The organism is Rheinheimera sp. 1928-s, from assembly GCF_029269265.1.
Lineage (GTDB): Bacteria > Pseudomonadota > Gammaproteobacteria > Enterobacterales > Alteromonadaceae > Pararheinheimera.
Map to the genome: position 1 here is coordinate 389,108 of NZ_JARIXP010000001.1, position 18,692 is coordinate 407,799.

The 18,692-nt window shown below is 46.5% G+C and carries 19 protein-coding genes; 18 read left to right on the forward strand and 1 reads right to left on the reverse strand.

What is annotated here, in order from left to right; all coding sequences use genetic code 11:
• Window positions 1–139 precede the first annotated feature (139 nt).
• The 14 genes from tsaE (at window position 140) to rlmB (ending at window position 15,490) form a co-directional block, all read left to right on the forward strand.
• Window positions 140–625, forward strand: a complete 486-nt coding sequence (gene tsaE, locus P3C17_RS01805) for a tRNA (adenosine(37)-N6)-threonylcarbamoyltransferase complex ATPase subunit type 1 TsaE (protein WP_300927838.1) — start codon at window positions 140–142, stop codon at window positions 623–625.
• Entirely contained in the window at window positions 622–2,049 is a 1,428-nt protein-coding gene (locus P3C17_RS01810; protein WP_300927839.1) for an N-acetylmuramoyl-L-alanine amidase, read from the forward strand. The genes tsaE and P3C17_RS01810 overlap by 4 nt, the downstream gene beginning before the upstream one ends.
• Window positions 2,049–3,794, forward strand: a complete 1,746-nt coding sequence (gene mutL / locus P3C17_RS01815; protein WP_300927840.1) for a DNA mismatch repair endonuclease MutL — start codon at window positions 2,049–2,051, stop codon at window positions 3,792–3,794. Before P3C17_RS01810 ends, mutL begins: the two co-directional genes overlap by 1 nt.
• On the forward strand, window positions 3,784–4,704 hold the full coding sequence (gene miaA / locus P3C17_RS01820) for a tRNA (adenosine(37)-N6)-dimethylallyltransferase MiaA (protein WP_300927841.1): 921 nt from the start codon (window positions 3,784–3,786) through the stop codon (window positions 4,702–4,704). Before mutL ends, miaA begins: the two co-directional genes overlap by 11 nt.
• A 96-nt stretch (window positions 4,705–4,800) precedes the next feature.
• Window positions 4,801–5,058: an RNA chaperone Hfq gene (gene hfq, locus P3C17_RS01825; RefSeq protein WP_300927842.1), complete on the forward strand. Its 258-nt coding sequence runs from the start codon at window positions 4,801–4,803 to the stop codon at window positions 5,056–5,058.
• A 16-nt stretch (window positions 5,059–5,074) separates the two neighbouring features.
• Window positions 5,075–6,361, forward strand: coding sequence for a ribosome rescue GTPase HflX (gene hflX, locus P3C17_RS01830; RefSeq protein ID WP_300927843.1), 1,287 nt, complete (start codon window positions 5,075–5,077; stop codon window positions 6,359–6,361).
• Window positions 6,362–6,432: 71 nt separating this feature from the next.
• Window positions 6,433–7,596, forward strand: a complete 1,164-nt coding sequence (gene hflK, locus P3C17_RS01835; protein WP_300927844.1) for an FtsH protease activity modulator HflK — start codon at window positions 6,433–6,435, stop codon at window positions 7,594–7,596.
• Window positions 7,597–7,599: 3 nt separating this feature from the next.
• Entirely contained in the window at window positions 7,600–8,484 is an 885-nt protein-coding gene (hflC, locus tag P3C17_RS01840; protein WP_300927845.1) for a protease modulator HflC, read from the forward strand.
• A gap of 104 nt (window positions 8,485–8,588) precedes the next feature.
• Window positions 8,589–9,752, forward strand: a complete 1,164-nt coding sequence (locus P3C17_RS01845; protein WP_300927846.1) for an aminotransferase class V-fold PLP-dependent enzyme — start codon at window positions 8,589–8,591, stop codon at window positions 9,750–9,752.
• Entirely contained in the window at window positions 9,753–9,941 is a 189-nt protein-coding gene (locus P3C17_RS01850) for a DUF2065 domain-containing protein (RefSeq protein ID WP_300927847.1), read from the forward strand.
• A gap of 134 nt (window positions 9,942–10,075) precedes the next feature.
• Window positions 10,076–11,374: an adenylosuccinate synthase gene (locus tag P3C17_RS01855; protein WP_300927848.1), complete on the forward strand. Its 1,299-nt coding sequence runs from the start codon at window positions 10,076–10,078 to the stop codon at window positions 11,372–11,374.
• 181 nt (window positions 11,375–11,555) lie between these two features.
• A complete protein-coding gene (locus P3C17_RS01860) occupies window positions 11,556–12,173 on the forward strand; it encodes a tetratricopeptide repeat protein (RefSeq protein WP_300927849.1) in 618 nt (205 codons plus the stop codon).
• Window positions 12,174–12,230: 57 nt separating this feature from the next.
• Entirely contained in the window at window positions 12,231–14,663 is a 2,433-nt protein-coding gene (gene rnr, locus P3C17_RS01865) for a ribonuclease R (RefSeq protein WP_300927850.1), read from the forward strand.
• A 92-nt stretch (window positions 14,664–14,755) separates the two neighbouring features.
• The gene (gene rlmB / locus P3C17_RS01870) at window positions 14,756–15,490 is read left to right on the forward strand and encodes a 23S rRNA (guanosine(2251)-2'-O)-methyltransferase RlmB (protein WP_300927851.1); all 735 of its coding nucleotides are present in this window, start codon (window positions 14,756–14,758) and stop codon (window positions 15,488–15,490) included.
• 41 nt (window positions 15,491–15,531) lie between these two features.
• On the opposite strand, the gene P3C17_RS01875 is transcribed toward rlmB, so the two are convergent.
• Entirely contained in the window at window positions 15,532–16,896 is a 1,365-nt protein-coding gene (locus P3C17_RS01875) for a class II fumarate hydratase (protein WP_300927852.1), read from the reverse strand.
• Between the two features lie 232 nt (window positions 16,897–17,128).
• Between P3C17_RS01875 and rpsF the strand changes: the two genes are divergently transcribed.
• Genes rpsF through rplI form a run of 4 tightly spaced genes read left to right on the forward strand, consistent with a single transcriptional unit; the run spans window position 17,129 to window position 18,548 of the window.
• A complete protein-coding gene (gene rpsF / locus P3C17_RS01880; RefSeq protein ID WP_008899550.1) occupies window positions 17,129–17,506 on the forward strand; it encodes a 30S ribosomal protein S6 in 378 nt (125 codons plus the stop codon).
• A gap of 7 nt (window positions 17,507–17,513) precedes the next feature.
• Window positions 17,514–17,819 carry a primosomal replication protein N gene (priB, locus tag P3C17_RS01885; protein WP_300927853.1) on the forward strand — a complete coding sequence of 102 codons (306 nt, stop codon included), beginning with the start codon at window positions 17,514–17,516 and terminating at the stop codon, window positions 17,817–17,819.
• A gap of 10 nt (window positions 17,820–17,829) precedes the next feature.
• Window positions 17,830–18,057 carry a 30S ribosomal protein S18 gene (gene rpsR / locus P3C17_RS01890; protein WP_008899548.1) on the forward strand — a complete coding sequence of 76 codons (228 nt, stop codon included), beginning with the start codon at window positions 17,830–17,832 and terminating at the stop codon, window positions 18,055–18,057.
• A 38-nt stretch (window positions 18,058–18,095) separates the two neighbouring features.
• A complete protein-coding gene (gene rplI, locus P3C17_RS01895; RefSeq protein WP_008899547.1) occupies window positions 18,096–18,548 on the forward strand; it encodes a 50S ribosomal protein L9 in 453 nt (150 codons plus the stop codon).
• Window positions 18,549–18,692: the final 144 nt, after the last annotated feature.

The window sequence follows — 18,692 nt, forward strand, 5'->3', positions numbered from 1 at the left end:
CCGTTGCATATACTATTGCAGAAGAAACTGGCTGCACTGCGCTGTTTTTGTTAGCATAGCCGCCAATTCATCTGCTGTACTTGAACAGCACGTGCGCTTACAAAATAGTTATGACTGAGATCACTCAGCTTAGGTACAGATGACAGCTAAAAGCTACATTTTTCATTTAGCGGATGAAGCCGCTACTTTGGCATTGGCCGCCTTATTTGCACCCCATTTGCGGCAAGGTGCTGTGCTGTATTTGCAAGGTGATTTAGGTGCGGGAAAAACTACCTTCAGCCGTGGTCTGTTGCAGGCCATGGGGCATCATGGCAATGTAAAAAGCCCAACTTACACTTTGGTTGAACCTTACACTATTGCCGATCAACACATATTCCATTTTGATTTATATCGTCTGCGCGACCCGGAAGAGCTGGAGTTTATGGGCATTCGTGATTATTTCTCCAAAGGCAACTTGTGTTTGATTGAATGGCCAGAACGTGGTTATGGTTTATTGGCTGATGCCGATTTGGAACTGCAATTACAGATTAATCAAAACCAACGCCAGCTTCGAGTGACAGCAAATCAGCCGCAAGCTGTGGCATGGATGGACGCTATCGATCTTCAATGGAGTCAGCCTCAATGAGTCTGATAGTGCGGGTGCTTAGCCTGATGCTGTTGCTGCTCTGCAGTCACAGCTGGGCAGTGAACAGTGTCAAAGGCGTACGGATTTGGCATGCACCTGATAACACCAGACTGGTGCTGGATTTAGCCAATGCACCTTCACATAAAGTAAAGCGCTTAAGTAATCCAAGCCGGTTGGAAATCGAACTGGCCGGTGTAAACAGCTTAAACATCGGCACTGTCACTGGTGACTCGCCCTTAGTTAAACGTGTGTATGCCAGCCGCACTCCAAGTGCTGCCACAGCAGTAGTGATTGAATTGTCTTTTCCTGTCAGCGACAGCATTTTCTCTTTGCCACCTTCACCTCCTTATGGCCACCGTTTAGTTGTTGATTTAAAAGCTCAGGGGAGTGCTTCTTCCGCCAGTCAAGGCGCACCTGTCAGCTCAGCAAAACCTGCGCCTGTGGTGTCTCAGCCTGTTCAATCAACAACAAGCAGCAGAGTCACGGGCCGCGATATTATTATTGCAATTGATGCTGGTCATGGTGGTCAGGATCCAGGTGCCGTGGGGCCTAAAGGTACCCACGAAAAAATTATTACTCAGTCGGTATCACGCCAGTTAGCCGCGATGATCAATCAACAGCCTGGTTTAAAAGCTGTGTTAACCCGTACCGGTGATTATTACATCCACCCGAACAAAAGACCTGAGATAGCAAGGCAGAAACAAGCCGATTTATTAATCTCCATTCATGCAGATGCAGTGCAAAACCGTAAAGCTCATGGCGCTTCGGTCTGGGTCTTGTCAATGCGTCGCGCTACTACTGAAGTGGGTCGGATGCTGGAACAAACAGAGCAGCACTCGGAGTTATTAGGTGGCGTGGCTGAAGTCATCAAAGATTCAGCTAACGAACGTTATCTGGCGCAAACCGTATTGGATCTGTCGATGAACCATTCGATGGTGACTGGTTTTGAAGTGGCCAAAGAAGTACTACGTGAAATGTCGACCGTGGCGCATTTGCATAAAAAGGAGCCTCAGGCTGCCAGTTTAGCTGTATTAAAAGCACCTGATATTCCGTCTATTTTGGTAGAAACCGGTTTTATCTCTAACTACAACGAAGAGCGTTTACTGAAAGACCCAAATCATCAGCATAAGCTTGCACAGGCTATTTTCAGGGCTGTAAAAGGTTATTTTGAGAAATCACCACCGGCAGATTCATTATTTGCGGCACATAAAAATAATGGCCGTTCTGTGCCCACTGTGATGCCCACTTCGCAGAACAGATCGGCGACAGTGGCCAGCAGTGGTAACCGTACTCATAAAGTAAAACGAGGTGAGTCTTTATCCAGAGTGGCAAAACAGTATGGCGTTAGCATGGCGGAACTGCGTCGGCACAACAATCTGAAAAGCGACAATATTCTGATTGGTCAGGTGCTTAGGATCCCCTGATGCCTATTCAAATTTTACCTCCTCAACTGGCGAACCAGATTGCCGCAGGCGAAGTGGTAGAGCGGCCAGCTTCTGTGGTTAAAGAACTGGTCGAAAACAGCCTGGATGCAGGTGCCGATCAAATTTTGATTGAGATTGAGCGCGGCGGCAGTAAAAAAATTCTGATCCGTGACAATGGCTCAGGCATAGCTGAAGCAGAATTAAGCCTGGCGTTAAGCCGACATGCCACCAGTAAAATCAGTTCTTTGGATGATTTGGAGCAAATTGTCAGCCTTGGATTCAGGGGCGAAGCTTTAGCCTCGATCAGTTCAGTTTCCCGTCTGACTTTAACCTCCAAGCCTGCAACTCAGGATAAAGCCTGGCAGGCCTATGCCGAAGGCCGTGATATGCAGGTGCAAATTAAACCTGCAGCTCATCCGGATGGCAGCAGTATTGAAGTGCTGGATCTGTTTTTTAATACGCCGGCCCGGCGCAAATTTTTGCGCAGCGATAAAACTGAATTTGCTCATATAGACGAGCTGGTCAAGCGCCTGGCATTAAGCCGTTTTGACGTCAGTTGGACTTTAATTCATAACGGCCAGACAGTTCGACAACTGAAAAAAGCCGACAGCCGCGAAGCCCAGCAAAAACGCGTAGCCGCTTTGTGTGGTAAGAATTTTCTGGAGCAGGCCGCTTTTGTCGAAGTGGCATACGACGATTTAAAACTCTGGGGTTGGGTGTTGCAACCCTCAGCCTGTAAAGAGCAACTGCAATGCCAATACAGCTATGTCAACGGCCGTATGATGAAAGACAAATTGCTGAATCATGCGATACGTCAGGCTTATGGCTCTCTGCTAAGCGCAGAACAGCAGCCGGCTTTTGTACTCTATCTGGACATTAATCCACGTCAGGTAGATGTCAACGTGCATCCGGCTAAACATGAAGTGCGGTTTCATCAGGCCCGTTTAGTGCACGACTTTGTCGCGTCGGCTTTAACCAATGCTTTGTTGCAGTTAGAACCACAACAACACAATGTTGAGGTGGCGACCACAGTTGAATCTGCCACATTTTCCAGGGCTGATACTGCTGCACAGCAGAGAGGCGTTGAACAAAGGCAGAAGCCAACAAGTTCACCCGCTTATGCCGCCCGACCTTCAGCTTATGCAGGGCAACCGTACCGACCTGCGGTGGCACAGCCAACAGCACAAAGCTGGCCGGTTTTCCCTGAAAAAGTACAGTTATCAGAGCCATCCGGCATCGAACTACAAAACGATACTCTGATCAGCCAGAATCGTTATTTAATCTGTTCAGCTGTGGAACAATTATGGCTGGTGGATATTGCCAGCAGCACAGCCAACTTATGGTTGGAGCAAGGTGCTGAGCCTTTACCTTTATTAATGCCTGTGCGGTTAACGCTGCAACAAACTGAGCAAGAGTTTTTACTAAGCAAAGCGGATTTATTAAGCCATCTGGGTTTTGATTTTTTGGTCAATAACCAGACACTGATTGTCAGAGCTGTACCTGCATGGCTGCGACAAAGTGCGGTAGCACAGTGGTTACCTCTGTGGTGGCAAGACTGGTTGCAACCGCAGGACACACAACTGCTAAGCTTATTGCTGCAACAGTTATTAAACTGTGGAGTGCTGCAGGCTGCTTCTTTAGTAAAACATTTTCCGATGTTAAATCAGCAAGGGCCACATTGGCATGCTGTGCCTTTGGATTTAACCACCTCTATCAAGTTATTACAGGACTCAGATGGATCCTAAAGTTATTTTTTTAATGGGACCTACCGCCAGCGGTAAAACTGCATTGGCTATTGATCTGTATAAAAGCATCCCATCTGAGCTGATTAGCGTCGACAGTGCCTTAATTTATAAAGGTATGGATATAGGCACTGCCAAACCTACTGCGGCAGAACTTCTGGATGCACCTCATCATTTAATTGATATTCTTGATCCGGCTTCTGCTTATTCGGCAGCTGACTTTCGCACTGATGCGCTACGACTTATTGCTGATATCCACAGCAGAGGGAAAACCGCTATTCTGGTGGGCGGCACCATGTTGTATTTTCGCACCTTGTTGCAGGGCATATCGCCTTTGCCTGAAGCAGATCCAGAAATACGGCTGCAGATAGAAGCAGAAGCAGCAGAGCACGGTTGGGGGTATTTGCATCAGCAACTGGCAGAGTTTGATCCTGTGTCGGCAGCTCGTATTCACCCTAATGATCCACAGCGGGTCAACAGGGCGGTGGAAGTGTACCGGTTAACCGGGAAAAGTTTAACTGAACTGACAGAGCATAAAGGTGAGCCTTTTCCATACCCAGTGCAACAATTTGCTATCAATCCAACAGATCGGTCTGAACTTCACCACCGTATAGCTGTCAGATTCCGGCAAATGCTGGATTGTGGTTTTGCTGATGAAGTAAAAACTTTGATGCAACGACCTGATCTGCATTTAGATTTACCTTCAATGCGTTGTGTGGGTTATCGTCAGATGTGGTTACACCTGCAAGGACAGCTGTCTGAGCAGGAGATGCTGGAACAAGGTATTGCCGCGACTCGTCAACTGGCGAAACGGCAATTGACCTGGTTACGCAGTTGGCCTGAATTAAATTGGTTAAAAACCGAAGACAAACAGGCGGAAAACTTGCAAGCCATTTTAACTTCGCTAAGCTAGTTGAAGATAATTGAAAAAAAGTTGTTATTTAACGACTTGAAAATAATATAATAATCCATATATAGAGAAACATAATTAGAAATAAGGAAAGCGAAAATGGCAAAGGGCCAATCGTTACAAGACCCGTTTTTAAATACTTTAAGACGCGAGCGTATCCCAGTCTCTATTTATCTGGTGAACGGTATTAAACTGCAGGGACAAATCGAGTCTTTTGATCAATTTGTGATCCTTCTTAAAAATACAGTGAGTCAAATGGTGTATAAACACGCCATCTCTACTGTAGTCCCGGCTCGTGCTGTCAATACTATGGCTAACCATGGTACTGGTACAGGCGAAATGGACGAGATGGAATAACCAGGAATTCTAAAGCTTGTTTGACAGCGATATGGTGCCCGAGCAAGCGATCCTTGTGCATATCTATCTTTCACAAGACAGTGCCAGTGAAGATTTGCAGGAACTGGAGATGCTTGTTTCGTCGGCTGGAGTTGAATCACGTGCTGTGATGACTGCCAACCGTAGTACGATCGACGCCAAATTTTTTCTTGGTAGTGGTAAAGCGGCAGAACTAGCGCAAGCTGTCGCTGAGCTACAAGTTGATCTGATTATTTTTAATCACTCTTTAACCCCAGCTCAAACCCGTAACCTGGAACTGCTTTGTCAGTGCCGGGTTATTGATCGTACCACTCTGATCCTGGATATCTTTGCCCAGCGCGCCCGCAGTTACGAAGGTAAGTTGCAGGTTGAACTGGCGCAGCTGAAGCATTTGTCGTCACGTTTAGTACGTGGCTGGGATAATGCTGAGCGGCAAAAAGGTGGCATTGGCATGAGAGGCCCGGGTGAAACCCGTCTCGAAACTGACAGACGTTTACTGCGGGATAAAATCACGGCTTTATTACTGAAGCTGGATAAAGTCAGTAAGCAACGCGAGCAGGGCCGCAAAGCCAGGCAACGTGCTGAAATTCCCGTGGTGTCTTTAGTGGGCTACACCAATGCTGGTAAATCTACCTTATTTAACCGCCTGACCAGTGCGGATGTGTATGCAGCCGATCAGCTGTTTGCAACCTTAGACCCAACGCTGCGGCAAGTTAAATTGCCTGAGTTTGGTTCTATCATCTTTGCCGACACCGTGGGTTTTATCCGGCATTTGCCTCACGATTTAGTTGCAGCTTTTAAGTCGACCTTGCAGGAAAGCCGTGATGCCGACTTGCAGTTGCATGTGATTGATGTAGCCGACCAACGCATGGCGGACAATATCAAGCAAGTGCAACTGGTGTTGCATGAGATTGACGCTGATCAGGTACCGCAGTTACTGGTGTTTAATAAAATTGACCAGACTGAGCAGCAGGCCCGTATAGAATACAACGAGCAGGCTGAACCCATTGCCGTATATATTTCTGCAAAGCAAGATGTCGGTATCGAATTACTGTTGCAAGTGATCCGCGAGCGTTTAGCTGATGATTATATGCAGCTGGATTTAAAGCTGCCTGCCGATGCAGCTGTGTGGCGGGCACGTTTACATGAATTATCAGCGGTTCAGACTGAATCTTTTACCGATCTGGGTGAAACTCAGGTGAGAATAGCGTTATCAAAAGCAGAGTGGGCACGTTTACTGAAACAAAGTGACGGACTGTTACAAAACTATATCGTCAGTCTTTAGTTTTTTATCGTCAGCCCTGAGCTTTTTTTGATACATTAGTTTCAATATCACAATTAGAGATGGAGTGAAGCATGGCTTGGAACGAGCCGGGCAATAACGGCAAAGATAAAGACCCTTGGAAACAAGGTGGTCGTGATCAAGGCCCGCCCGATTTAGATGAAGTCTTCCGCAACTTAAGCAAAAAGTTCGGTGGTATCTTTGGTGGCAATAAAAACAGCGGTAACAGCAACAGTAATAACAGTGGTGGTTCTGCCGCTCTGATACTGATACTGGTTGTTGCATTACTGGTTTGGGCTTTCAGTGGTTTCTATACCATTAAAGAATCAGAACGGGGTTTGATCTTACGTTTTGGTCAGTATCACTCTGAAGTGATGCCTGGCATTCACTGGAAACCGACTTTTATCGATACAGTCACACCTGTTGATGTCACCAGCGTGCGTTCATTACGTACCGATGGTTTTATGCTGACTCAGGATCAAAACCTGGTTCGTGTTACCTTTGAAATTCAGTACCGTGTGTTTGACGCCCGTGCTTATAAGTTTTCTGTGGTTGATGCCGACAGCAGCTTACGTGAAGCCACAGACGCAGCCTTACGTTATGTCGTAGGTCACTCCATTATGGATGACGTACTGACCAAAGGCCGTGAAGTGATCCGCCAGAACACCAGAACTGAGCTGGAGCAAATTATTTCACCTTACGCTATGGGTTTACAGTTGGTTGATGTCAACTTCCGTGATGCCCGTCCACCAGAAGAAGTGAAAGCAGCTTTTGATGACGCGATTTCTGCACAGGAAGATGAACAACGTTATATCCGTGAAGCTGAAGCCTATGCCCGTGAAATTGAACCACGTGCCCGTGGTCAGGTCAACCGGATGATGCAGGAAGCAGAAGCCTATAAACAACAAACCTTGTTAAAAGCTCAGGGTGAAGTGGCTCGTTTCGAGAAACTGCTGCCTGAATATCTGGCTGCACCGCAAGTGACCCGTGACCGTATGTACTTAGAGACTATGGAACAGGTGTACGGCAACAGCTCTAAAGTACTGGTTGATGTTAAAAATGGTAATAACATTATGTATTTACCTTTGGACAAAATGATCAACAACAGCGGCGATACCAAAGCCCCTGTGGTGAATCCATTAGCGCCAAGCAGCAGAACCAATGATAACGACAGCAGAACTCCGGATCTGCGTCCTGAAGCAAGCCGTGCTGACAGCACCAGAACTGGCAGAGGTTAAGTGATGAAAAATTTAGTATTAGCCTTAATCGCTATCCTGGGTATTGGAGTGGTGTCTTCAGTCTTTGTTATTCCTGAAGGCGAACGCGGCATAGTCATTCGTTTTGGTAAAATCCAGCGTGATGACGCCGAACTTGTGCGCGTATTTGAGCCTGGTCTGCATTTTAAAGTACCGCTGATTGAAAACGTTCGTAAGTTGGATGCGCGTATCCAGACTTTGTCCGATCCGTCGTCTGATCGTTTTGTCACAGCGGAGAAAAAAGATCTATTGGTTGACAGCTATGTAAAATGGCGTATTGCCGATTTTGGTAAGTATTTCTTATCTACAGGCGGTAATTTGTCGCAGGCTGAAGTGCTGTTAAAGCAATACATCAACAACGGTTTACGGACTGAGTTTGGTAGCCGTACCATTCAGGAAATTGTGTCTGGTGAGCGTACTCAACTAATGCAACGCGCGATGGAACAGGCTGATGCTGGTGCAAAAGAATTAGGTATTAATGTTCTTGACGTTCGTGTGAAGAAAATCAATTTACCTGACGAAATCAGTAACTCGATTTTCCAGCGTATGCGTGCTGAACGTACTGCAGTGGCAAAAGAACACCGCAGCCGTGGTATGGAACAGTCTGAAATTATCAAAGCTGACGTAGACGCCCGCGTGACTATTATGGTGGCCGACGCTGAACGTAACTCCCGTACTGTGCGTGGTGAAGGTGATGCTTCTGCTGCAAAAGTTTATGCAGATGTGTACAGCAAAAACAGCGAGTTCTACAGTTTCGTTCGTAGTTTAGAAGCCTATAAAAACAGCTTCCAGAACAAAAACGACGTGATGGTGATCCAGCCAGACAACGACTTCTTTAAATACATGAAGTCAGACAAAGTGCAAAACTAAGCTGACAACAGCTGGTTTTCACTAAATAGAAAAGGCCCTGCGGGGCCTTTTCTATTTAAACTACTTTCGGTTACTCTGCCTGTGTCTTTCGAAAGGATCTTCCTATGTATCAGCAGTTGTATCAGCACTTTTTAAATGCCAACCCAGGTAAACAACATTTTGCCTGCCACTCCCATCATTATTGGCCTGATGTGACACGAGACGCTACCTTGGCGTACTGGGATGACACCGCTTGCTTAGTGGATGATAAATGGGAGCTGGTGTTTGGTGAAAAAGTGCCTGCAGTTCAGCAACATATAGCCCGAATTTTAAAGCTGCCAGAGCCAGAGCAAATTGTGTTTGCGCCTAATACCCATGAATTTGTTATGCGTTTATTAAGCTGCTTTGACTGGTCCAGACCTTTGACAGTAGTCACCACAGACAGCGAGTTCCATAGCTTCCATCGTCAGATTAACCGTCTTTGTGAGTTAACTACAGTCAATGTGATTCGAGTGCCGACTGAACCTTTTGCCAGCTTTCCACAGCGATTAGCGGCCGCAGTTGCAGCTCAGCCTGTTGATCTGGTGTTCTTCAGCCAAGTGTTTTTTAATTCTGGTGTCGGTATTAAAGATTTACCAGCTTTGGTGCAGGCGCTGGATAAAATCACGGACGCTATGATTGTCGTCGATGGTTATCATGGTTTTATGGCAGTGCCAACTGATTTATCTGCAATTGCACAGCGAATTTTTTATCTGGCTGGTAGTTATAAATATGCACAGGGTGGGGAAGGTTGCTGTTTTTTGGCTGTACCACAAGGTAGCGATCACAGACCCATCTACACCGGTTGGTTTGCCGAATTTGGTGAATTGGCAAAGGCCAAACAAGGCCAGGTGCAATATGCCAACAATGGTTATCGTTTTGCCGGTGCCACCATGGATTGTTCGGCTTTATATCGGGTATTAGCGGTATTTGAGTTGTATCAACAACAAGGCCTTAGCGTCGAAAAAGTGCAGGCCTATATCCAAAACCTGCAACAGGCTTTTCTTCGCTTACTGGATGAAATACAGCATCCACTTTTAAATCGTGAGCATTTACTGGATAAACAAGATCAGCAACAAGGCCAGTTTTTAACTTTTCGTTTTGCCGCTGACGACGTTGCCCGTATTGCTGCTGCATTAAAACAGCAGGGCATCATGACGGATTATAGAGGCGACAGACTACGTTTTGGATTTGCTTTGTATCACAATTCTGCTGACTACAACTTAAGTTGCCTGAAGGATATTCGCTAAATGGCTGACTATTGGTGGGCCGCTTTAGGGCTGGTTCTGATCATTGAAGGTTTGGGCCCTATGTTCTTTCCGAACAGATGGCGAGCATACCTGCGAAAAATTGCAGATCAACCCACAGTGCAAATGCAACAGCTGGGTGGTTTTTTGGTAATCGCCGGAGTTTTACTGCTGATTTTCTTTGCGCCATAAGCATTTTTTGTCCCTCTTAGTTGTTGAAAAAGAACCAGAAAGAAAATATCTGGTTTTTTTTTCTTAATCGCGCTGAACTTTGGTTGTTAATTTGGTAGAATCCCCGCCTAATTTTTCTCCATGATGTAGGAACCATGGCCAAAAACGTTGTCGTACTCGGAACCCAATGGGGTGACGAAGGAAAAGGAAAAATCGTTGACTTGTTAACTGACAAGGCAAGCTATGTGGTGCGCTATCAAGGCGGCCATAATGCCGGTCATACGTTAGTAATTGACGGTGAAAAAACGGTATTACATTTGATCCCATCAGGTGTTTTACGTGCAAACGTAAAATGTGTGATAGGTAACGGTGTGGTGTTATCCCCTGAAGCTTTATTGAAAGAGATGGCCATGCTGGAACAAAAAGGTGTTCCGGTGAAAGAGCGTCTGTTGTTGAGCGAAGCTTGTCCGTTAATCCTGCCTTTCCATGTGGCTTTGGATAAAGCGCGCGAAGTAGCCCGTGGCGATAAGCCAATTGGTACTACAGGTCGTGGCATTGGTCCAGCCTATGAAGACAAAGTAGCGCGTCGTGGTCTGCGTGTAGGTGATTTGTTTAATCCTGAATTGTTTGCTGAAAAGCTGAAAGTTCTGATGGATTTGCACAACTTCACTTTAACTCAGTACTACAAAGTGGATGCAATCGACTTCCAAACTACTTTAGACAACGCTTTAGCTATAGCTGACGTGTTAAAGCCTATGGTAGTAGACGTAACCGATTTACTGGATAAAGCCCGTAAAGCCGGTAAAGAAATCATGTTTGAAGGTGCCCAGGGCACTTTATTAGACATTGACCACGGCACTTACCCATACGTGACTTCGTCTAACACCACTGCTGGTGGCGTAGCTACTGGTGCTGGTTTTGGCCCACGTTACTTAGACTATGTGTTAGGTATTGTGAAAGCTTATACCACCCGCGTAGGTTCAGGCCCGTTCCCAACAGAACTGGACTGTGAAGTCGGCGAACACTTAGGTGTTAAAGGCCATGAATTTGGCGCAACCACTGGCCGTAAACGTCGTTGTGGTTGGTTTGATGCTGTTGCAGTAAAACGTGCAGTGCAGTTAAACAGTATCTCTGGATTCTGCTTAACCAAGCTCGACGTTTTAGATGGCTTAGATGTCGTCAAAATTTGTATTGGCTACAAAGCAGCTGACGGTTCTATCACTGACGTGCCTCCAATGGCAGCTGAAGGATATGAAATCGTTACTCCGGTATTTGAAGAAATGCCGGGCTGGACCCAAAGCACTTTTGGTGTACAGAAGCTGGAAGACTTGCCAGTTGAAGCTCGCAACTACATTACTCGTCTGGAAGAGATTACTGGTGTACCTATTGATATTATTTCAACAGGCCCGGATCGTATTCAGACCATCACGCTGCGTCATCCATTTGCCGTTTAATTACGGTAAGTAGAAAAAAAACGCTGCCTTGTGCAGCGTTTTTGCTTTTAGTGCAGACTATTTTGCTCTGCGAACTAAACAGGATAAGCTGGTGTCAGAACACTGTCTTTTGCGATGGCCTGATTTTTGTATAGATTTTATCTAAGTGTATAAATATCAGTGGCTATGGCCTGGGGTAACTATGAAGTTTTGTTTTTTAGTCTTAAGTTCCGTCCTTGTGCTGCTTAGCTTGCCTGCCAAAGCGCAGGAGGTAACAGTAGTGCAGCTGTATACCCAGGATGAATTACTGGATTTAATTAAACAAAATGTGCATTTACAGCGGGTGCAAAAAGATGACTGCCAGCTGGTGAATGATATTCAAGCCAGAGCCGATGTGATGAAAGTGCCAGCCTATCAATTTTTATATGGTGATATGCTGGCCTTTGGCGTTTGTGTGAAAAAAGACGTTGAACGTGGCTGGGATTTAATGCAACAAGCTGCATCTCAGGGTTTACCTGAAGCACTGGAGCAAGTTGGGCGCTATTATCATATTGGCCGTTTTGTTCAGCAGGATAACAGCAAAGCTGTGTTATATCTGCGTGAAGCCGCGGGTTTGGGCAACTTAAAAGCGCAAATGCGTTTTGCTCAAATGCTGATTAAAGGCGATGCCAGTCCTTTAGATATGGAAGATTGTTACCGTTGGTTGCATCACACCGTGATCGCCGACACCAAAACGCACCAAGAGGTGCAACAGCTGTTAGCTCAGCTGGCGAATAAAATGCCGGGTGCTGCGCTAACGAGGGCCAAAAGGCCATTGTAGTGAAAAATTCACCTGCGACTGCTACACTGCAGGCTGAATTAGTGAAAAAGAGAAAACATGACGGTCAAAGATCCGCATCTTGCGCGTGAGCAAGAAAAATATGAAAACCCCATCCCTAGTCGGGAATTTATCCTCGAACACTTAAAGCAGCGGCAACAACCTGCCTACTTTGAAGAGTTGGCCGCTGAATTAAAGCTGACAGACGATGAAGCGATGTTTGCGCTAAAAAAACGTCTGCGCGCCATGGAACGTGACGGCCAGTTGCTGTTTAACAAAAGCAAACGTTATGGTCTGGTCGACGACCTGGATTTAGTCAAAGGTACTGTGTTAGGTCACCGTGATGGTTTTGGCTTCTTAAAGCTGGAACAAGGTGGTCCTGACTGGTTTATTCCTAACTTTGAAATGAAACGTCTGCTGCATGGCGACGTGGTGCTGGCATCGAAAAGCGATTTTGCCAGCCGCGACAAAGTGGAAGCCCGTATAGTCCGCATTTTAGAAGCCCGTAATGAACCTATAGTAGGCCGTTACTTTAAAGATTTTGCTTTAGGTGTTGTGGTACCAGACGATCCACGTCTGAGCCAGGACATTGTGATACCACCAGGTGAAGAAGGCGCAGCGCGTCATGGTCAGGTGGTGTTGGTTGAAATCAGCCAACGTCCAAGCAAAAGAGTCAATGCGGTAGGTAAAGTCATTGAAGTATTGGGCGAACATATGGCGCCTGGTATGGAAATCGAAATCGCTATTCGTAACCACCAGATCCCCCACGAGTTTTCTAAAGCTGTTGAACAGCAAGTGGCAGGTTATGGCACTGAAGTACCAGTAGAAGCTAAAGCTGGCCGTGTTGATCTGACTCAACTGGGTTTGATCACCATAGATGGTGAAGATGCCCGTGACTTTGATGATGCAGTGTACTGTGAACGCAAAGCCGATGGCGGCTGGCATTTATGGGTCGCTATAGCGGACGTGAGTAGCTATGTACTGCCGGATACTCCGCTGGATAAAGAAGCGCTGGAACGTGGTAACTCGGTGTATTTCCCGGATCACGTGGTTCCTATGCTGCCTGAAGTGTTATCCAACGGTTTATGTTCACTGAATCCGCATACAGACCGACTTTGTTTTGTTGCTGAAATGCATATCAGCAAACAAGGCAAGTTGGATGGTTATCAGTTTTATGAAGCTGTGATGCACTCCAGCGCGCGCCTGACCTACAACAAAGTGCACGCCATTTTAGAAGGTGATCCTAAGTTACGTCAGCAATACGAAGCCAACTTAACCAATATCGATAACCTGTATTCGCTCTATAAACAAATGGCGAAAGTACGGGCCGAGCGTGGCGCCATTGAATTTGAAACAGTCGAAACCCGTTTTATCTTTAACAGCCATCGTAAAATTGAACAGATAGTGCCAATTCACCGGAACGAAGCGCATAAGATCATTGAAGAATGTATGATTTTAGCCAACGTTTCGGCTGCTAAGCTGATTGAAAAACATGAAGCTTTTGCCTTGTTCCGTGTGCATGAGCGCCCGGACGCGGATCGTTTTGCCAACTTCAGACGTTTCCTTGCTGAATTAGGTATTGAAGCTAATCTGCCGGTAGAGCCAACACCTTTGGATCTGATGCTGACTTTGCAAAAACTGCAGGACAGACCGGATAAAGAGCTGATTGAAACCACTATGCTGCGCTCGATGAAGCAGGCTGTGTATCAGGGCGATAACCTGGGGCACTTTGGTCTGGCGTTAGAAGCTTATGCGCATTTTACCTCGCCTATTCGTCGTTATCCGGATCTGGTGTTGCACCGTGCTATTAAAGCCATTTTGCAAACTCAGGGTCAGAAAGTGACAGGGCCTAAAGGCTACACTGAAAAACAAATTCATCCTTTGGGTGAACAATGTTCGATGACGGAGCGCCGTGCTGACGATGCAACCCGCGAAGTAGCAGACTGGCTGAAATGTGAGTATATGCAGGATCACATTGGCGACAGCTTCAAAGGCGTGGTCTCTACCGTCACTAACTTTGGTTTGTTTGTCCGTATTAGCGACTTGTATATCGAAGGTTTAGTGCATGTCACCTCGTTGCAAAACGACTATTACCACTTTGATACCGAACGTCAGGTGCTAAAAGGTGAACACAGTAATGTGCAATACCGCATGGGTGATTTGATTGAGGTCAAAGTGCTGGCGGTGAACCTAGAAGCGCGCAAAATTGATTTAGGCATAGTGGGCATGGAAAAACGCACGACGTCGAATCGCAAAGTCAGCGCCAGTAAAAAAGCGGCGATGACACCAGCGGAAGAAAAAGCGTCTATGCGCAAAAAAGGTGCCCGTAAAGCTGGTGTTGAGCAAACAGCGCCGGGTAAAGCGGGTAAAAAGCCTGCTGCGAAAAAGCCAGCGGGTAGCAAACCAGCGGCCAAAAGCTCGGTAACAAAGGGCCCGGCAGCGAAAAGCCCTGCTGGTCCAAGACCTGGTAAAGCACCGCGTAAGCGTAAGTAGCAAAAGCAATAGGCTGGTGTTTTTGCTACACTAGCCGACAGTTAATCCAAAGCCCGGTGTTACCGGGCTTTGCTATTTCAATTGAGGTTGCGATGAGCGCAGATTTTGTATTTGGTATTCATGCGGTAAGTGCGTTATTTGAACGTGCGCCGGAAGATGTTCTTGAACTTTTTATCTTAAAAGACAAAGACGATCAGCGTTTACAGCCGCTGCTGAAATTCGCCCGTGATTTTGGCGTGTCAGTGCAATACTGCAACCGCAGAGCTTTGGATGAAAAGGTCAATGGCGCGCAGCATCAGGGCGTAGTGGCACGAGCCCGCGCTCAGCAAACCGGCACCGAACAGGATTTAGCCCGTATTGTGGCTGAGCAATCCAGTCCTTTCATTTTGATTTTAGATGGCATAACCGACCCACATAACTTAGGTGCTATTTTACGTAGTGCTGATGCGGCTGGAGTGCATGCAGTGGTCGCTCCTAAAGACCGTTCAGTCAAGGTGACTCCTGTGGTGCGTAAAGTGGCTTGTGGTGCTGCAGAAGTAGTGCCTTTTATTACGGTGACTAACTTAGCCCGTACTATTCGTGAGTTAAAAGACGCTGGTATTTGGGTGGTGGGTGCTGCAGGTGAAACTGAAACCACTATTTATCAAACGAAACTCAATGGTCCTTTGGCGATCGCTTTAGGTGCTGAAGGGGATGGCTTACGTCGTCTGACCCGAGAGCATTGTGATTCGCTGATGAAGATCCCAATGTTTGGTTCGGTCTCGAGCTTAAACGTATCGGTCGCAACTGGTATCTGCTTATTTGAAGCAGTGCGTCAGCGCCAGTAATCCGGTTATGGGGTCAGTCTTGTGGCCAGACCCCAAGCCTTCTAGCCCTTACTAAGCAGGGCTGGATCCAATAGCTTCTCTAACTCTGCTCTGCTGTAACTGGTTTGCTCCACTGCGACATCAATCACAGGCCGCTTTTCTTTATAAGCCTGTTTGGCAATATCTGCTGCTTTTAAATAGCCAATCAATGGATTGAGTGCAGTCACCAGAATAGGGTTACGCGACAAGGCTTCGTTTATCTTGTCTTTTTGCACTGTAAAACCTGCTATGGCTTTTTCGCCTAAGGCTGAGCTTGCTGAACTTAACAGCTCCAGGCTTTGTAAGATGTTATGGGCTATCACAGGCAACATCACATTCAGTTCAAAATTACCGGATTGGCCAGCTACTGTAATAGTGCTGTCGTTGCCTATCACCTGAGCCGCTACCATGGCCACAGCTTCAGGGATCACCGGATTGACTTTACCCGGCATAATGGAAGAACCAGGTTGTAATGCAGGCAGGGCAATTTCGCCTAAACCTGCTAATGGGCCTGAATTCATCCAACGTAAGTCATTGGCGATTTTCATTAACGCCACAGCCAGTACTTTGGTCGCACCTGATAAAGCCACAATAGAGTCTTGCGAGCCCAAACTTAAAAAGAAGTTGGAGCTGGGTTTGAATTTTAAACCTGTCTGGCTGCTGAGCTTCTGACAAAACAAAGCCGCAAAATCCGGATGGGCATTAATACCAGTACCTACAGCTGTACCGCCCTGAGCCAGCGCTAATACTTGTTGCTGTGCAAATTCCAGTTGCTGTCGTGCATGGGCAATTTGAGCTTGCCAGCCGGATAACACCTGAGCAAAAGTCACAGGCATCGCATCCATTAAATGAGTGCGCCCTGTTTTGACGATATGCCCAACGTCCTGGGCTTTAGTGGCTATGACAGCTTCCAGTTTGGTGAGCGTCTCAATCAACTGATGGTTGGTAATAGCAGCACTTAAATGAATGGCTGTTGGGATCACATCATTGCTGCTTTGACCCAGATTAATATGATCATTGGGGCTGATATTAAGGCCTGAACTTTTGCTGGCTAAAGTCGCCAGCACTTCATTCACGTTCATATTGGTGCTGGTGCCAGAGCCGGTCTGAAACAGGTCGATAGGGTAGTGCGCCATATCCAGTTCAAGTAGTTGTTGCTCTGCGGCAGAATTGATCGCCGAAGCAATCTCTGGTTCCAGTAACTTCAGCTCAAGATTGGCGGCAGCGGCGGCTTGTTTAACTCGAAGCACGGCCTTAATAAAAGCCGGAGGCATCGTCAAAGGGCTGATTTGAAAGTTATCCAAAGCGCGTTGGGTTTGCGCCTGATACAAGGCCTCTTCAGGCAATTGCACTTCACCCATACTGTCGCGTTCTGTTCTGAAACTCATGAGGTTATTCCTGTTTATTTATTGCTCAGTTGGAAATGTTATGGGGGCTTTTCCGTTAAATAGCAATATCCCCGCAGTATTGACGCCATAGCTTAATAAAAATCCGTGTTGTAGCTTGTTTTAACAGCAAGAAACCCCTAGAATACCGCCCCTTCGACCATCCAGAACGTTCCTTGCCTCTATGCGAGTCTGGTCGAGCTCACCCGAGGCTAACTAACCGTAAGGAGCTACAATGCGTCATTACGAAATCGTGTTTATGGTTCACCCAGATCAAAGTGAACAAGTTCCAGGAATGATCGAGCGTTACACTGGCGCGATCAAAGAAGCTGGTGGTTCAATTCACCGCTTAGAAGACTGGGGCCGTCGTCAATTAGCTTATCCAATCGAAAAGCTGCACAAAGCTCACTATGTTCTGATGAACGTAGAAGCGCCACAGGCAGTAATTGACGAGCTGGAAACTAACTTCCGCTTCAACGACGCTGTATTGCGTAACCTGATCATGCGCACTAACACTGCCGTGACTGAGCCATCACCAATGGCCAAGGTACGTGACGAACGTCGTGACCGTGCTCCTCGTGATTCAGATGAGCTGGTAGCAAACGACGAGTAATTTGCAGATGGACAATAGCCTGGTTGTGACTGGCACTATCTGCCGTCAGGTCGACCACAGCGAAAGTCCGGCCGGTATTCCTCACAGTTATTTAGTGATTGAGCACCAATCAGTGCAGCAGGAAGCCGGTTTTAACCGTCAGGTTTATGTCAGATTACAAGTAGTCTGTGCAGGAACCGGGTTAGCGCAACAAACTCACAATTTGAAACTGGGAAACAAAGTTCGGGTGACAGGTTTTTTAAACCGGCATCAGAGCCGCAGCGGTCAGTCTAAACTGGTGCTGCATGCCCAACAGATTGAAATATTAAGTTAGGAGAAGTTTCATGGCTCGTTATTTCCGTCGCCGTAAATTCTGCCGTTTCTCTGCAGAAGGCGTGATTGAGATCGATTACAAAGATACAGCTACGTTAAAAAATTATGTCACTGAAAGTGGCAAAATTGTCCCAAGCCGTATCACTGGTACCAGCGCTAAGTATCAACGTCAATTAGCTCGCGCTATCAAACGCGCCCGCTACCTGGCCTTGTTACCATACAGCGATTCACATAGCTAACAGCGACTGGTTAAACCGTATACAGAGAGGGTATTACAATGGAAATTATTCTGTTGGACAAAGTTGCTAACCTTGGTGGTTTAGGCGACAACGTAACTGTTAAATCTGGTTATGCTCGTAACTTCTTATTCCCACAGGGAAAAGCAGTTCCAGCTACCAAAGCTAACATCGAAAAATTTGAACAGCGTCGTGCTGAGTTAGAAGCCAAACTGGCTGAGACTTTAGCAACTTCTCAAGCTCGTGCTGAGAAGATCGCTGCTCTGGCTGAAGTAACTTTAGCTTCTAAAGCGGGTGACGAAGGCAAATTGTTCGGTTCAGTTGGTACACGTGATATCGCTGATGCTATCACTGCTGCAGGTGTTGCAGTAACGAAAGCTGAAGTGAAGTTACCTAACGGTACTATCCGTGAAACTGGCGAATTCGACATCGCGCTGCAGTTACACGCAGAAGTAACAACTACTATCAAAGTAGTAGTGGTTGCTGAGGCTTAATAAGCCTTTTGGGCACACAGTTTTGTGTGCCCAATTCCTTCTGGCTCTACCTTCGTTTTACGTTAAAAAAATTCTGCTTTACTGATTTTTCCAAACCTTCATACATGCTTTAATGATAGGCTATCGCTCCCTGGCAGGCGCTAT

Excerpts from the sequence above, each read along its gene's own strand:
- tsaE (WP_300927838.1), top strand. The coding sequence starts at position 140 with ATGACAGCTAAAAGCTACATTTTTCATTTAGCGGATGAAGCCGCTACT.
- P3C17_RS01810 (WP_300927839.1), top strand. The coding sequence starts at position 622 with ATGAGTCTGATAGTGCGGGTGCTTAGCCTGATGCTGTTGCTGCTCTGC.
- mutL (WP_300927840.1), top strand. The coding sequence starts at position 2,049 with ATGCCTATTCAAATTTTACCTCCTCAACTGGCGAACCAGATTGCCGCA.
- miaA (WP_300927841.1), top strand. The coding sequence starts at position 3,784 with ATGGATCCTAAAGTTATTTTTTTAATGGGACCTACCGCCAGCGGTAAA.
- hfq (WP_300927842.1), top strand. The coding sequence starts at position 4,801 with ATGGCAAAGGGCCAATCGTTACAAGACCCGTTTTTAAATACTTTAAGA.
- hflK (WP_300927844.1), top strand. The coding sequence starts at position 6,433 with ATGGCTTGGAACGAGCCGGGCAATAACGGCAAAGATAAAGACCCTTGG.
- hflC (WP_300927845.1), top strand. The coding sequence starts at position 7,600 with ATGAAAAATTTAGTATTAGCCTTAATCGCTATCCTGGGTATTGGAGTG.
- P3C17_RS01845 (WP_300927846.1), top strand. The coding sequence starts at position 8,589 with ATGTATCAGCAGTTGTATCAGCACTTTTTAAATGCCAACCCAGGTAAA.
- P3C17_RS01850 (WP_300927847.1), top strand. The coding sequence starts at position 9,753 with ATGGCTGACTATTGGTGGGCCGCTTTAGGGCTGGTTCTGATCATTGAA.
- P3C17_RS01855 (WP_300927848.1), top strand. The coding sequence starts at position 10,076 with ATGGCCAAAAACGTTGTCGTACTCGGAACCCAATGGGGTGACGAAGGA.
- P3C17_RS01860 (WP_300927849.1), top strand. The coding sequence starts at position 11,556 with ATGAAGTTTTGTTTTTTAGTCTTAAGTTCCGTCCTTGTGCTGCTTAGC.
- rnr (WP_300927850.1), top strand. The coding sequence starts at position 12,231 with ATGACGGTCAAAGATCCGCATCTTGCGCGTGAGCAAGAAAAATATGAA.
- rlmB (WP_300927851.1), top strand. The coding sequence starts at position 14,756 with ATGAGCGCAGATTTTGTATTTGGTATTCATGCGGTAAGTGCGTTATTT.
- P3C17_RS01875 (WP_300927852.1), bottom strand. The coding sequence starts at position 16,896 with ATGAGTTTCAGAACAGAACGCGACAGTATGGGTGAAGTGCAATTGCCT.
- rpsF (WP_008899550.1), top strand. The coding sequence starts at position 17,129 with ATGCGTCATTACGAAATCGTGTTTATGGTTCACCCAGATCAAAGTGAA.
- priB (WP_300927853.1), top strand. The coding sequence starts at position 17,514 with ATGGACAATAGCCTGGTTGTGACTGGCACTATCTGCCGTCAGGTCGAC.
- rpsR (WP_008899548.1), top strand. The coding sequence starts at position 17,830 with ATGGCTCGTTATTTCCGTCGCCGTAAATTCTGCCGTTTCTCTGCAGAA.
- rplI (WP_008899547.1), top strand. The coding sequence starts at position 18,096 with ATGGAAATTATTCTGTTGGACAAAGTTGCTAACCTTGGTGGTTTAGGC.